Source organism: Caldovatus sediminis, from assembly GCF_014644455.1.
Lineage (GTDB): Bacteria > Pseudomonadota > Alphaproteobacteria > Acetobacterales > Acetobacteraceae > Caldovatus > Caldovatus sediminis.
Genome location: NZ_BMKS01000023.1, coordinates 1 through 13,378, shown reverse-complemented (window position 1 = coordinate 13,378; position 13,378 = coordinate 1). Strand labels below are relative to the sequence as shown.

Sequence of the window (13,378 nt, the reverse complement as noted above, 5' to 3'; positions counted from 1 at the left end):
CGGCGAGATCCGGCCGCGGCGGACCAGGCGGGTGGTGCACGATCCGGCCAGTCCGACCGGCATCCGCCTTCCCGCCGCCTCGGGGAGGGAGCGGGCATTGCGGGCGGGCCCCCGCCCTCAGATCAGCAGCTCGATCAGGAACGGGCCGTTGCGGGCGAAGGACTGCGCCATCAGGTCGGCGCAGGCCTCGAGGGTGCTCGCCTGCGCCGCCTCCACGCCCATCCCGTTGGCGATCTGCACCCAGCCGATGTCCGGGTTGCCGAGGTCGAGCATGTCGAGCGCCGTCCGCCCCGGATTGGCCCCGACATTGCGGTACTCGCCGAGCAGGATCTGGTACTTGCGGTTGGACAGCAGCAGGGTGGTGACCGGCAGCCTCTCGCGCGCCTGGGTCCAGAGCGCCTGCACGGTGTACATCGCCGAGCCGTCGGCCTGCAGCGCGATCACCCGCCGCCCCGGCGCGCCGATCGCCGCGCCCACCGCGACCGGCGGGCCGTAGCCGATGGCGCCACCGCAGTTCTGCAGCCAGTCGTGCGGCGGGGCGGCGTGGGTGTGGGGGAAGAAGCCGCGGCCGTAGGTGACCGCCTCGTCCACGACGATCGCCTCCTCCGGCATCAGCGCGGCGATGGTGCGGGCGAGGCCCTCGGGCGAGAGCGGGCCGCGCGCCGGCTCCGGCCGCGGGCCGGGATCGGGCATCGGCGCCTCGCGCGGCGCGCCGAGCGCGTCGGCGAGCGCGCGCAGCGCCGACTCGGCGTCCTGCTCGACGCGGGTCAGCACGTGCACGGCCGCGTTCGGCGGGTAGAGGATCGAGGGCTTGCCCGGATAGCCGAAGAAGCCGACCGGCGCCTTCGAATTGACCAGGACGAGGTGCTGCACCCAGCCGAGCGCGGCGGTCGCCTGCTCGACCACGTAGGGCACGCGCTCCAGCGGCAGGCGACCGCGGCCGCGCTGGATGCGGGGGTTCGAGCCCTCGCACATCATCCGCGCCCCGGTCGCCGCGGCGATGCGCTGGGCCTGGCGCTGCGCGCCCTCCATCAGTGCCATGCCGCCGAGGAGCAGGAGCACGTTCTTCCCCTCCCGCAGCACGCGGGCGACGGTCTCGATCGCGTGCGGGTCGGCCTGCGGGGCGGCGGGAACGGGAAGCGCCGGCGCGACCGCGCCGCCCTCGTTCCAGGAGCTGTCGGAGGGCAGGATCAGGCTGGCGACCTGGCCCGGCGCGGTGCGGGCGACCTGCACCGCGACCGCGGCGTCGGCCCCGACCTCGGCCGAGGTCGTGGCGGTGCGGACCCAGGCCGAGGCACCGCGCGCCCAGCCCTCGGTGTCGGCCGTGAGCGGCGCGTCGTGCGGGCGGTGGTAGGTCGCCTGGTCGCCGACGATGTTGACGATGCCGCTGCGCGCCCGCCGCGCGTCGTGCAGGCCGGCGAGGCCGTTGGCGAGGCCGGGGCCGCAGTGCAGCAGGGTCGCCGCCGGCCTGCGGGCCATGCGCCAGTAGCCGTCGGCGGCGCCGGTGACGACGTTCTCCTGCAGGCCGAGCACGCAGCGCATCCCCGGGATGCGGTCGAGCGCGGCGACGAAGTGCATCTCGCTCGTGCCGGGGTTGGCGAAGCAGACGTCCACCCCGCTGCCGAGCAGGGTGTGCACTAGGCTCTCGGCTCCGTTCACCGCGTTCTCCTCTGGCGCATTCCGGCCTGGGCCGGGGCGCAGGGTGGCCGGGCCGGGGCCCGCCTGCAAGCCTGGCGGCGCGCCCCGGCCCCCGCCTTCCACGGGGAGGCAGGGCTTGCCGTCACGCGACTTTGCCGCGATTTTGTTCCGACTGCCGAAGAAAGCGAAGCCGGGGGGCAGCCGAACGGCGCCGCAGAGCGCCGTCGCGTGGAGGGGGGAACGGGCTGGGATGCCGCGGCTTGCGCTCGCGTTCTTCTGTTCGGGGTTCGGCGCGCTGCTCTGCCAGATCGTATGGCAGCGCATGCTCGGCATCTTCGCCGGCTCGGATACCATCAGCGCCGCGCTGGTCGTCGGCGCCTTCCTGATGGGCCTCGGCCTCGGCAGCCTGATCGGCGCGAAGGTGGCGGACCGGCTGCGGCCGATGCACGCACTGCTCGGCTTCGCGCTGTGCGAGGCCGGCGTCGCGGGCTTCGCCCTGCTCTCCAAGCCCTTCCTTTACGACCTTCTGGCGCACGGCCTTGCGGGGGTGGTGGACGCGCCCGCGGCGGTGTTCGCGCTGTGCTTCGCCGGGCTCGTGCTGCCGACCACGCTCATGGGCGCCTCGCTGCCGCTGCTCTCGCGCGCGGTGGCGAACTCGCTCGCCACCGTCGCGGAGCGCATCGGGCGCCTCTACGGGCTGAACACGCTCGGCGCCGGGTTCGGCGCGCTGCTCGGCGGCTGGGTGCTGGTGGGCCATCTCGGCTTCGTCGGGACCCTGGCGCTCGCCGCCGCACTCGACCTGTTCGCGGCGCTGCTCGCCCTCTCGCTCGCCCGCGGGATGCGCGAGGCGGCGGCGCCGGCGGTCGGGGCTCTCGCCCCCCTGCCGCCCGGCGAGGTGCCGGCGCCCTATGGCGGGCTGCCGCTGTGGTGCGGGCTGGTCTTCCTCTCCGGCTACGTGATCGTGGCGCTGGAGATCGTCTGGGTGCGGATGATGGGACAGGTCGGCCAGTACCACGCCTACCTGTTCCCGACCGTGCTCGGCGTGTTCCTGCTGGCCGACGGCCTCGGCATGGCGGTCGCGGCGCGCATGGTGCGGCGGATGCGCGATCCGCGCCCCGCCTTCTTCGCCGCCCAGTCCGGCGGCTTCGTCCTGGCCGCGGCGCTGCTCGTCGCGCTCTGGCTCGCCCTGCCGCACTGGCCGCTTTCCGAGCTGATGCTGCCGGACCACTCGCGCCTGCGCGGCGGCGCGCTCGCCGCGACGGTGGCGCTGGCCGTGCTGGTGGTGGGGCCGCCCGCCTTCCTGATCGGCATGACCTTCCCGTTCGTGCAGCGCGCGGTGCAGCAGGACCTGGCGAGCGTCGGCGCGCGGGTCGGCTGGGTGCAGCTCGCCAACATCGCCGGCAACGCGGCGGGCTCGGTGGGGACGGGGCTGTTCACGCTGCATGTCCTCGGCACGACGGGGACGCTGCGGCTGCTCGCCGCGCTCTCGCTCGCGCTGATGCTCTACTGGCTGTGGCGGGCTGGGACTGACCGGCGGCGCTCCGAGGTCGCACTCGCCGCCGGCTGCGCCGCGGCGCTGCTGCTGCTGCCGGGCAACGCGGCGTGGTGGCGCCGGCTGCACCTCGAGCGGCCCGGCCAGGTCGTCGCCTGGGCGGAGGACCGCTCGGGCGTCGTCTTCTTCCGTGGCGACCGCGGCGCCGTGCCCGACGAGGGTCCGCGCGGCCCGTTCTTCATCCAGGGGTTCAGCCAGGGCAGCATCCCGTTCCTGCCGATCCATCAGTTCCTGGGCGCGCTCGGGCCGATGCTGCATCCGGACCCGCGGCGGGTGCTGATCATCGGGGTCGGCAGCGGCGGCACGCCCTGGGCGGCGGGGGTGCTGCCGGCGACGCGCGAGGTGCGCGCGATCGAGCTGGTCGGCCCGGTGCTGACCGCGCTCGCCGGCATCGCCGCGGCGCATCCCGGCGGGCCGATCGCGGAGATGCTGCGCAGCCCGCGCTGGCGCCTGGAGCAGGGTGACGGCCGGCGGGCGCTGGCGCGCGACGAGACGCACTACGATGTCATCGAGGCCGACGCTATCCTGCCCGAGGGATCGCACTCCGGGCTGCTCTACAGCCGCGAGTTCCTCGAGCAGGTGCGCCGTCGGCTCGCCCCCGGCGGGCTCTACGTGCAGTGGGCGCCGACGCGGCGGGTGGTGGAGACCTTCGTCCGGGTCTTCCCGCACGCGATCCTGATCCGTCCCGGCCCGGTGCTGGTCGGCAGCGACCGGCCGATCCCCTTCGACCGAGAGCGGCTGGCCCGACGCTTCGCCGACCCTGCGGTCGTCGCGCATCTGCGGCGCGGCAACGCGGCGTTCGGCGACTGGGTCTCGATGTTCGCCGCGCCCCCGGCGGTCTGGTCACGCGACGACGTGACGCGCGATGCGGCCGACGAGGCGCCGCTGACCGACGTGTTCCCGCGCGACGAGTTCTACCTCAACAACCCGTCGGAGAGCGCAGAAGCCGCGCTCGACCGGGCCGCGCAGGATCCTCCGCAGCGCCACGGCGCGACGCCGGGAGGGGCGCGCTGAGCCCGTCGCGCGGCGCGCACCGGGCGCCGGCCGCGCCCGAGCGTCCCGCCGGTCGCTGGGCGTGACCCACCGCCGCCGCGGGACGCTTGCGGCGCCGTCCGCGGCTCGGCATCGTCGCGCGGCGAGGCGGCGGCACGGGAGCGGCGGCATGGTCGGATCAGCCGGTGGCGGCGAGGCGGTCGAGGCGCGCGGCGGCCTGGCGCGGTTCCTGACGCTCGGCTTCGCGGCGGGGTTCGTCTCGGTGCTGGTGTTCCACCAGGGCGCGGTCTGGCTGCTGCACGCGGCCGGCCTGCTCACGAACCCGCCCTTCCCGCTGCGCGCGGTGCCGCCCTTCGGCGTGCCGCAGGTGTACAGCCTCGCCTTCTGGGGCGGGGCGTGGGGCGTGGCGGTCGCCGCCATCCTGTGGGCGCGTCCGGGCTGGCATCCGGTGCTTGTCGGGCTGCTGGTCGGCACCATCGGCTGCGTGCTGGTGGGATTCACCGTGGTGGCGGCACTGCGCGGCCAGCCGCTGATGGGCGGCTGGGACCCGAACCGCTGGTGGCGCAGCGTCGTGATCAACGGCGCCTGGGGTCTCGGGACCGGCTTGCTGCTGCTGCCTTTCCGCCCGCGCCGCAGTGCGGGCTGAAAGCCCGTGCCGCGCGCGCCATGCCGAACACGGCGCCTGCCGGCGCCAGGGGGAACGAGGGACGATGACGGGAACAGGCCGCCGCATGCGTTACGTGGTCTCGCGCCGGGCGGCGCTCGGCCTGCTCGGCGCCGGCGCGCCGCTGCTGGTGCCGGCGGCGCCGCCGGCGCGGGCGCAGCCGCGGCTCGACCGGGTGAGCTTCATCACCAACTGGCGCGCCCAGGCCGAGCACGGCGGCTTCTACCAGGCGCAGGCCGCAGGCCTCTACCGCGCCAGGGGGCTGGAGGTGGAGCTCCGCCAGGGCGGGCCGCAGCTCAACCCGGCGCAGCTCCTGCTCGGCGGCCGGGTGGACATGGCGATGTCCAACGGCATCGAGGCGCTCTACTTCGTGCGCGAGCGCCTGCCCTTCCTCTGCATCGCCGGCATCTTCCAGAAGGACATGCAGGTGCTGATCGCGCACCCGGACACCGGCGTCACCGGGTTCGAGAGCCTGCGCGGGCGGACGCTGCTGATCGGCACCCAGGCGCGGGCGACCTGGTGGCCCTTCATCCGCGACAAGTACGGGCTGCGCGACGAGCAGGTGCGGCCCTACACCTTCAACCTGCAGCCCTTCCTCGCCGACCGGATGCTCGTCCAGCAGGGCTACCTGGGCAGCGAGCCCTATTCCATCCGCAAGGCCGGCGTGAATCCCGTGACGCTGCTGATCCACGACGCCGGCTTCGAGAACTACGGCACCACCATCCACATCGGCCGCCGCACGATGGAGGAGCGGCGCGAGGTGATCCGGCGCTTCGTGGACGCCTCGCTGGAGGGCTGGGACCAGTACCTCAAGGGCCCCGCCGGCGGCTTCGACACGGGCGGGGCGAACGCGCTGATCAAGCGCGACAACCCGGAGATGACCGACGACCTGATCGCCTACGGCACGCGGATGATGAACGAGGCGGGCATCGTGCGCTCCGGCGACGCCCTGACGCTCGGCATCGGCGCCATGACGGATGCGCGCTGGGAACGCTTCTACCGCGCGGTCGCCGCGGTGGGCGTGCTGCCGCAGGACCTCGACTGGCGGCGGGCCTATTCGCTCGACTTCGTGAACAAGGGGATCGGCAGGGCGTGACGGCGCCCTCGCCCTCCCCGCCCGCGACGCGCGAGGGCGCCTCCGCGGCCTCCGCCCCGCTGGTCTCGCTGCGCGGCGTGGGGAAGCGCTTCGCCAACGGCACGCTGGCGCTGGAGGGGGTGGACCTCGACATCGCGCCGGGCGAGTTCCTCTCGATCCTCGGCCCCTCCGGCTGCGGCAAGTCCACGCTGCTGCGGCTGATCGCCGGGCTCGCCGAGCCGTCCGCGGGCCGCGTCGCCTGGGCGCCGGGGCATGAGGAGCGGCGGCGCGAGATCGGCTTCGTCTTCCAGGACCCCACGCTGATGCCCTGGGCGACGGCGCTCGACAACGTGCGCCTGCCGCTGCGCCTCGCCGGGCTGCCGCGCGCCGAGGGCGAGGCGCGCGCCGCGGCGGCGCTGGCGCGGGTCGGCCTCGCGGGGTTCGAGCGGGCCTGGCCGCGCGAGCTGTCGGGGGGCATGCGGATGCGCGTCTCCATCGCGCGGGCGCTGGTGACGCGGCCCTCGCTGCTGCTGATGGACGAGCCCTTCGCCGCGCTCGACGAGCTGACGCGCCACCGCCTGAACGACGACCTTCTGGCGCTCTGGGCGGAGAGCGGGATCACCGTGGTGTTCGTGACGCATTCGGTGTTCGAGAGCGTCTATCTCTCGACGCGGATCGCGGTGATGGCGGCGCGGCCCGGGCGCGTGGCGGCGGAGCTGCGCCAGGACGGGGCGCCGGCGCCGCGCGAGCCAGAATTCCGCACCTCCGCCGCCTACGCGGCGCTGTGCCGCGAGGCCTCGCACGCGCTCGCCGCGGCGACGGCCGCAGCGCCATGAACGGGGGCGAGGGCCTGCTGCGCTGGGCGGCGCCGGGGCTGCTCGGCCTGGCCGTGCTGGCGCTGTGGGAGGGGCTGGTGCGGGCCTACGCCGTGCCGGACTACGTGCTGCCCGGCCCGGTCGCCATCGCCCGCGCGCTGGCCGCCGACTGGCCGCTGCTCTCGGCCTCGCTCCTGGTGACGCTCGAGGTGGCGGCGCTGGCGCTGGTCGCCGCGGTCTCGGTCGGCGGGCTGCTCGCCGTGCTGTTCGCGCAGTCGCGCTGGGTGGAGCGCGCGCTCTTTCCCTACGCCGTCGTGCTGCAGGTGACGCCGATCGTCGCCATCGCGCCGCTGATCCTGATCTGGGTGGACAGCGTGACGATCGCGCTGCTGATCTGCGCCTGGATCGTCGCCTTCTTCCCGATCCTCTCCAACACCGTCCTCGGCCTCAACTCGGCCGACCGCAACCTCGCCGACCTGTTCCGGCTCTACGGGGCGACGCGCTGGCAGGCGCTGTGGCTGCTGCGGCTGCCCTCGGCCCTGCCGTTCTTCCTCGCCGGGCTGCGCGTGGCCGGCGGGCTCGCCCTGATCGGCGCGGTGGTGGCGGAGTTCGTGGCCGGCGCGGGCGGGGCGGGATCGGGCCTCGCCTTCCGCATCCTCGAGGCCTCGTTCCAGCTCCGCATCCCGCGGATGTTCGCGGCGCTGGCGCTGATCTCGGCCTGCGGCATCGCGATCTTCGCCCTGCTAGGCCTGGTGCAGCACCTGCTGCTGCGCCGCTGGCACGAGAGCGCGCTGCGGCCGGAGCGGTAGCACCCGCCGCTTCGTCGCGCGCCGTCAGGCGGAGCGGGCCAGGGGCGCGGCGCCGGCCTCGCCCAGCCAGGCCATCATCGCCTGCGTCAGCTCCGCCGAGGCGGCGCTGAAGGGGCCGTTCGGGCCCATGTCGGCCTCCGCCCCGGCCCGGTCGCCGCGCAGCGCCTTCTGCAGCGTCGCGCAGGCGCAGAGGTGGAAGCGCCCGTGCAGCGCGCGCACCCGGGCGTAATGCGGCGAATGGCGGACCACCTCGGGCAGAGCCGGTCCGTACAGCCAGCGCCCGAAATCGCAGGCGTCGTCCCGCGCGACCACGGCGGGATCGAGATCGCTGCGGCCGGTTTCGATCGCCGTCCGCAGCCTGGCCTTCCACAGGCCGTGCGCGCCGATGGCTTGTCGGATCTGGGCTTCGATGGACATGGGGGCTCTCTCGCTCCGGTTCGGGCGTGGCCACCGTGCCACCATGGGCGTTGCGGGAGGCTTAAGGGGCGAAGGTCGCGTCGCTGGGCATCCCTCGCTCAGCCCCGCGGCAGGGGCGGCACCCGCAGCACCATGCCCGGGCGCAGCGCATCCGCGCGCTCCAGCATGGGCTGGTTGGCGTGCAGGATGCGCAGGGCGCCGGTGGCGTCGCCGTCATGCGCGCGGGCGATGTCGTCGAGCGTCTCGCCGGGCCGGACGACGTGCAGCGCCGAGCCGGCGGGGCCCAGCATGGCGTCGGCGTGGCGTCGGCCCGGGCCCGCCTCGCGCAGCATCTCCTCCGCCATGTCGGTCGCCGCCGCGCCGGGCGGGAGCCGCGCGAAGGCGCCGAGCGTGTCGAGCAGCGAGGCCGCGCGCCGCTCGGTCAACCGGTCGTCCAGCCGCGCCACGCCCGGCAGGCTGGCGAGGGCGACCAGCAGCTTCTCGTGCGTTTCGGCATCGGGGACCTCGCCGCTCAGGTGCAGCATGCCGGTCTCGACCGGCTCCACCCGCACCTCGGCCGGGGACAGGCCAAGCTGTGCCAGGGTCGCCGCGATGCGCGCGGCGCCGGGCAGCGGCAGGTCGTCGCTCCCGCTGCGGAACACGTAGATCGGCATCGGCCGTCCCTCCTCGCCCGTTCCACCCTGGGGTGAACGTCGCCATGCGCCGGCGGGTTGCGCCGGCGGCGGCGCGGCGCCACCTCCTCTCCGCCATGGACGAGACGACCGCCGCATCCGCCCCGGCGCTCCGCGTGCAGCCGGACCCCGCCGATCCGCGCCTCACGCGCCGCGTCGCCGGCGTGGACCACACCGGGGCGCGCATCGAGACGAGCGTGACGGTGGAACGGCCGCTCACGCTCTACCTCAACGGCCAGGAGATCGTCACCATGATGACGATCCTCGACCGGCCGGAGGACCTCGCCATCGGCTACCTGCTGAACCAGGGCATGCTGCGCCGCGACGACCGGGTGACGGCGGTCGAGTACGATGACGACCTCCAGGTGGTCGTGGTGCGGACCGAGCGGCGCACGGACTACGAGGAGAAGCTGCGCAAGAAGACGCTCACCAGCGGCTGCGCCCAGGGCACCGCCTTCGGCGACCTGATGGAGGACTTCGAGAACGCGCGGCTTCCGCCCGCGGAGCTCCGCACGAGCTGGCTCTACCGGCTGCTGCACCGGATCAACACCCTGCCGACGCTCTACCTGGAGGCCGGGGCGATCCACGGCTGCGCGCTGTGCTGGCGCGAATGGCCGCTCGTCTACATGGAGGACGTCGGCCGGCACAACGCGGTGGACAAGATCGCCGGCTGGATGTTCCGCCACGGCGAGCCGCCCGGGGACAAGATCTTCTACACCACCGGGCGCCTGACCTCGGAGATGGTGATCAAGACGGTGCGCATGGGCATCCCGATCCTGGTCTCGCGCTCCGGCTTCACCGCCTGGGGGGTCGAGCTCGCGCGCCAGGCGGGGCTGACGCTGGTGGGGCGGTGCAAGGGGAAGCGCTTCGTCGCGCTCGCCGGCGAGGAGCGGATCGTGTTCGACGCCGATCTCCGCTACGTCGAGGAGGAGAGCGCGAAGCACTGGCGCAAGAACAGCAAGGAAGCGGCGGCGGGCGATGCGGGCTGACACGCTCGGCGTGGTGCTGGCCGGCGGGCTGGCGCGGCGGATGGGCGGCGGCGACAAGCCGCTGCGGATGCTCGCCGGGCGGCCGATGCTCGCGCATGTGATCGAGCGCCTGGCGCCGCAGGTGGCCGCGGTGGTGGTCAACGCGAACGGCGACCCGGCGCGGTTCGCGGGCTTCGGCCTGCCCGTGGTGGCGGACGGGGTGCCGGACCATGCCGGGCCGCTCGCCGGCGTGCTGGCGGCGCTCGACTGGGCGGCGGAGCGGCGGGGCGGCTGCGCCTGGGTGGTCTCGGTGCCGGGCGATTCGCCGCTGATCCCGCGCGACCTCGTCGCGCGCCTGCACGCCGCGCGCGCGGCGGCCGGCGTGCCGCTGGCCTGCGCCCGCTCGGGAGGGTTCGCGCACCCGCCGGTCGGGCTGTGGCCGGTGGCGCTGCGCGGGGACCTGCGCGCGGCGCTGCTCGCCGGCGAGCGCAAGATCGACCGCTGGACGGCGCGGCACGGCTGCGCCGAGGCGGAGTGGCCGGCCGCGCCCTGCGATCCCTTCTTCAACGCCAACACGCCGGAGGAGCTCGAACGGGCCGAGGCGCTGCTCCGGTCGTGCGCCGCGCGCGGGGACGGGGCCGCCCCGGCCGCGGGGGACGCGAGGGCCGGCATCGGGTCCCTCGAAGCGGCGGCGAAGCGGTGCTAGACAGCCCTCGCGACCGGCGAAAGGAGGCTCCCTTGGCCGAGGTGACGATCTACCACAACCCGGCCTGCGGCACGTCCCGCAACGTCCTCGGGCTGATCCGCAACAGCGGCGTCGAGCCGCGCATCGTCGAGTACCTGAAGACCCCGCCGACGCGCGAGGAACTCGCCGAGCTGATCCGCCGCATGGGCGTCCCGGTGCGGGCGGTGCTGCGGCGGAAGGGCACGCCCTACGACGAGCTGGGCCTCGACGACCCGTCGCTCACCGACGACCAGCTCCTCGACGCCATGATGGCGCATCCGATCCTCATCAACCGGCCGATCGTCGTCACGCCCCTCGGCGTGCGGCTCTGCCGCCCCTCCGAGACGGTGCTCGACATCCTCCCCGGGCCGCAGCGCGGCGCCTTCGCCAAGGAGGACGGCGAGAAGGTCGTGGACGAGCACGGCCGGCGGATCGGCTGAACGCATCGGAAGAGCGGGCCCCTGACGCGACCGGCTTGCCCGGAGATCCTCGGCAAGGCCGTACCCCCGCCGCTTGCGGCGGCGCACCCGCGCTCGCCGCGGCAGGATCGTGGGCATGGCCGATGCGTTCATCGCCTCGGGGTCGGGCAGCCTGAGAAAGGGGTTGGACAGCCTCAGAGCCCGCTTCATAACGGCTTCGCCAATCGCCTTAGGAGGACAGTAGCGGCGAGGACGAAGAAGGCGATGGCCGAACTCGGCGTGGCCTCGTGGTCGCGGGCGAGGCGGCGGCAGCGCCCGGTCCAGGGGAAGGCGCGCTCGATGACCCAGCGGCGGGACTGCACGGCGAACCCGGACTGGCCAGGCTTCGGCCCGACGAGTTCGACGCGGACCTGCGTGGCGCCTGCGACGCGCGGCCCGGCATTGACGCGATCTGCATAGCACGACGCGAAGAAGGGCCACGGGCGCCGCGAGGTTCGCAGCCGCGCGATCCCGCCATGGCTGTCGTGCAGGCCAGCGGACGAGAAGCAGGTCCGCACAGGTCTTGCCGTGGAAATCGGCCGGGCGTTGCAGCACCTCCCCGACCTCCACCATGCGGCTGTCGTCCAGGTGCAGCGGGTGCGGCCCGTCCAGCACTTCGCCGTCTTCCGCGACGGCGGCGGCGCGGCACCGTGCCTCGGCCGGGTCCGTGCCGCGCGCGACCAGCTCCGCGGCGCGCTCCGCCTCCCACTGGTCGCGCTGCATTCTCGCGTCGAGCCCCGCATCGCCGCGCAGCGTCGCCTCGGCCAGCGCCAGCTGCCGCTCCTCGACCTCGGTCAGCGGCGGCAGCGCCGCGCGCGTGTCCAGGGCGCCGCCCTCGCGGACGGTGCAGGCGCGGGCGCCTCGTACCAGATCCACCCGCTCCGGCCGCCGGCGGCGGTGTCCACGGCCGAGCAATCTGGACCGCGCCGCTCTTGGCGGACGAAGGCAAAGCCGAAGCCCGCCAGCACGCGCCGCTTGTGCAGCCGGTCCACGAACACCGCGGCGTCGCCGCCGTTCTGGATCGGGACGAAGACGTGCAGGCCGCCGCCCGGCGTCGCCCGCTCGCTCGCGGCGTTGCGGATCCCGGTGCTGACGCTGGGGCGGATGACCACCGCGGCCTGCGCGAGGGCGAGGCGGACGCGCTCCAGGACTGCGAGCAGGCCACCACCGCGCTCCAGGTGCTCGCGCACCGGCGCGAGCATGCCCCTCGCGTCGCGGTCGAGCCCGAGGACCGCGGGCTGGCCGGCGGCGTGGCCGAGGAACCACTTGCTGCACGAAATGACGGGGCGGCCCTCACGGGACACAGAGGCGTCCGCCTGCGTCGGCATCGCTCTCAAGCGCGCATCCGTGACGACATCGGCTGTGTCGGCGCCAACCGCGCGTCCGAGCATCCGTCCCAGGACAAGCGCCTCGGTCGAGGCGAGCCCTTCGAGCAGGTCGCGGAGCTGCGCGCCGAGCGGGCGGGACGGGTCGAGACCGCAGCGCACGGCCTCGCCCGCCTACACGATGTCCCCGTCACCGGTCGCCTGGTAGATCTTGGTTATCGACGTGCGTGAGCGCAGGACCGCGACAGCGAGGCCGGCGGACACGCTGTCCGGGGACACGGCCAGGACAGGCTGCGCGTTCTGGCCGGGCGGACTGTCCGGGCCCGTGTCCTTGCCCTCAATGGCCGCATCGAGCACTTCGGTGCGGTTCTGCCGTTCCTGCTTTTTGGCAGCGAGGTCCGCAGCGAGTGCACCGGCGAGATCCCGCCACGGTTCCTGCGCGACGCCGACCTGGGGTGCGTGCTCGTTGTCGCGGAGGATGTCGGCGAAGTCGAAGCCGCCCCTCATGCGGCCTCCTCCGCCCGCGGGAGCATGGCGCGGTCGGCTACGTGGGCGGGGCGCGACGAGATCAGCGCCAACTCGGGCCGGCGGCCGGAGCGAGAATCGAGGAACGGTGTCGCGAAATTGCCGACCTCGATAATGCCCATCCTCATCCTGCCGACGTCGAAGGCCCACGCCACGGCGGTCGAAACGGCGGTCACGAGCGCGCGCCGCGCCTCGGTGTCGTCCACGGTTACCTAAATGACGGTCTGGCGTAGGTTGGCCGGAAGGATCCTCGCCAAGTTCGGCGGGACGCCCCAGCTTGCGCCCGGGATGCTTCGCACACGGCGTCGAGGTGTCCACGATGTGCGCGTTGAAGTCGAAGCGCAGCCCGTCCGTGCAGACGATGATCGGGACGTCGTCTTGGTCCGGCCAGCGCTCTCCCTGCTCGATCACGTCGGGAGAGAACTGTGGCAGCAGACTCCCGGCCGGCCGCGGGTCTGGAGGAAGCCTCGGAGGCAGCGGCCCTGCGAGCAGTGCTTCCGTGTCTTCGAGGTGGATAGTGGGTTCGGGGTCGGATGCCATGTCTGGCGTCCCTTTTCCCATGCTGTCCGTCCACAGCGCTTTCAAGGCATTCGCGGTTTGCTATGTGGCGGCGGGGTTGCTGAGAGTCCGTTTGACAATCACCGATGGGCGACGCGGCGGAGCAGAAGTGCTCGCATGGCGACATGGATCATGGCCTCGGACACGTCGAGGCGCTTCTCGTAGTCGCGGACGAGACGGCGCCAG

At 74.1% G+C, this 13,378-nt stretch carries 14 protein-coding genes and 2 pseudogenes; 8 read left to right on the top strand and 8 right to left on the bottom strand.

Features of this window, described 5'->3' with window-relative positions; translation table 11 throughout:
* Nucleotides 1-117: 117 nt before the first annotated feature.
* Nucleotides 118-1,659, bottom strand: a complete 1,542-nt coding sequence (locus IEX99_RS21010) for an acetolactate synthase large subunit (RefSeq protein WP_188903970.1) — start codon at nucleotides 1,657-1,659, stop codon at nucleotides 118-120.
* A 229-nt stretch (nucleotides 1,660-1,888) separates the two neighbouring features.
* Between IEX99_RS21010 and IEX99_RS21005 the strand changes: the two genes are divergently transcribed.
* The 5 genes from IEX99_RS21005 (at nucleotide 1,889) to IEX99_RS20985 (ending at nucleotide 7,546) form a co-directional block, all read left to right on the top strand.
* Complete coding sequence (locus IEX99_RS21005) at nucleotides 1,889-4,204, top strand: fused MFS/spermidine synthase (protein ID WP_188903968.1); 2,316 nt, start codon at nucleotides 1,889-1,891, stop codon at nucleotides 4,202-4,204.
* A gap of 148 nt (nucleotides 4,205-4,352) precedes the next feature.
* Nucleotides 4,353-4,829: a hypothetical protein gene (locus IEX99_RS21000; protein WP_188903966.1), complete on the top strand. Its 477-nt coding sequence runs from the start codon at nucleotides 4,353-4,355 to the stop codon at nucleotides 4,827-4,829.
* A 64-nt stretch (nucleotides 4,830-4,893) separates the two neighbouring features.
* Nucleotides 4,894-5,943 (top strand): ABC transporter substrate-binding protein, encoded by a 1,050-nt coding sequence (locus IEX99_RS20995; RefSeq protein WP_188903964.1) that lies wholly within the window; start codon nucleotides 4,894-4,896, stop codon nucleotides 5,941-5,943.
* 59 nt (nucleotides 5,944-6,002) lie between these two features.
* Nucleotides 6,003-6,758, top strand: coding sequence for an ABC transporter ATP-binding protein (locus tag IEX99_RS20990; RefSeq protein ID WP_229678195.1), 756 nt, complete (start codon nucleotides 6,003-6,005; stop codon nucleotides 6,756-6,758).
* Nucleotides 6,755-7,546 carry an ABC transporter permease gene (locus IEX99_RS20985; RefSeq protein WP_188903960.1) on the top strand — a complete coding sequence of 264 codons (792 nt, stop codon included), beginning with the start codon at nucleotides 6,755-6,757 and terminating at the stop codon, nucleotides 7,544-7,546. Before IEX99_RS20990 ends, IEX99_RS20985 begins: the two co-directional genes overlap by 4 nt.
* Nucleotides 7,547-7,570: 24 nt before the next feature.
* On the opposite strand, the gene IEX99_RS20980 is transcribed toward IEX99_RS20985, so the two are convergent.
* Both IEX99_RS20980 and IEX99_RS20975 read right to left on the bottom strand, forming a co-directional pair.
* Nucleotides 7,571-7,963 carry a CZB domain-containing protein gene (locus tag IEX99_RS20980; RefSeq protein ID WP_188903958.1) on the bottom strand — a complete coding sequence of 131 codons (393 nt, stop codon included), beginning with the start codon at nucleotides 7,961-7,963 and terminating at the stop codon, nucleotides 7,571-7,573.
* Between the two features lie 98 nt (nucleotides 7,964-8,061).
* Nucleotides 8,062-8,616 (bottom strand): LysM peptidoglycan-binding domain-containing protein, encoded by a 555-nt coding sequence (locus IEX99_RS20975; protein ID WP_188903956.1) that lies wholly within the window; start codon nucleotides 8,614-8,616, stop codon nucleotides 8,062-8,064.
* Between the two features lie 44 nt (nucleotides 8,617-8,660).
* Between IEX99_RS20975 and fdhD the strand changes: the two genes are divergently transcribed.
* Genes fdhD through arsC form a run of 3 tightly spaced genes read left to right on the top strand, consistent with a single transcriptional unit; the run spans nucleotide 8,661 to nucleotide 10,766 of the window.
* Nucleotides 8,661-9,623 carry a formate dehydrogenase accessory sulfurtransferase FdhD gene (gene fdhD / locus IEX99_RS20970; protein ID WP_456304533.1) on the top strand — a complete coding sequence of 321 codons (963 nt, stop codon included), beginning with the start codon at nucleotides 8,661-8,663 and terminating at the stop codon, nucleotides 9,621-9,623.
* A complete protein-coding gene (gene mobA, locus IEX99_RS20965) occupies nucleotides 9,613-10,308 on the top strand; it encodes a molybdenum cofactor guanylyltransferase MobA (RefSeq protein ID WP_188903953.1) in 696 nt (231 codons plus the stop codon). The genes fdhD and mobA overlap by 11 nt, the downstream gene beginning before the upstream one ends.
* 32 nt (nucleotides 10,309-10,340) lie before the next feature.
* Entirely contained in the window at nucleotides 10,341-10,766 is a 426-nt protein-coding gene (arsC, locus tag IEX99_RS20960) for an arsenate reductase (glutaredoxin) (protein ID WP_188903950.1), read from the top strand.
* 185 nt (nucleotides 10,767-10,951) lie between these two features.
* On the opposite strand, the pseudogene IEX99_RS22880 reads toward arsC, so the two are convergent.
* The 5 genes and pseudogenes from IEX99_RS22880 to IEX99_RS20935 form a co-directional block, all read right to left on the bottom strand.
* Nucleotides 10,952-11,212 (bottom strand): annotated as a pseudogene (locus IEX99_RS22880) (IS5/IS1182 family transposase); the annotation flags it as partial.
* A gap of 366 nt (nucleotides 11,213-11,578) precedes the next feature.
* Nucleotides 11,579-12,088: a hypothetical protein gene (locus IEX99_RS20950; protein WP_188903945.1), complete on the bottom strand. Its 510-nt coding sequence runs from the start codon at nucleotides 12,086-12,088 to the stop codon at nucleotides 11,579-11,581.
* Nucleotides 12,089-12,283: 195 nt separating this feature from the next.
* Nucleotides 12,284-12,616: a hypothetical protein gene (locus IEX99_RS20945; RefSeq protein WP_188903943.1), complete on the bottom strand. Its 333-nt coding sequence runs from the start codon at nucleotides 12,614-12,616 to the stop codon at nucleotides 12,284-12,286.
* The gene (locus IEX99_RS20940) at nucleotides 12,613-12,840 is read right to left on the bottom strand and encodes a hypothetical protein (protein ID WP_188903941.1); all 228 of its coding nucleotides are present in this window, start codon (nucleotides 12,838-12,840) and stop codon (nucleotides 12,613-12,615) included. The genes IEX99_RS20945 and IEX99_RS20940 overlap by 4 nt, the downstream gene beginning before the upstream one ends.
* 432 nt (nucleotides 12,841-13,272) lie before the next feature.
* Nucleotides 13,273-13,378 (bottom strand): annotated as a pseudogene (locus tag IEX99_RS20935) (IS5-like element ISRso1 family transposase); the annotation flags it as partial.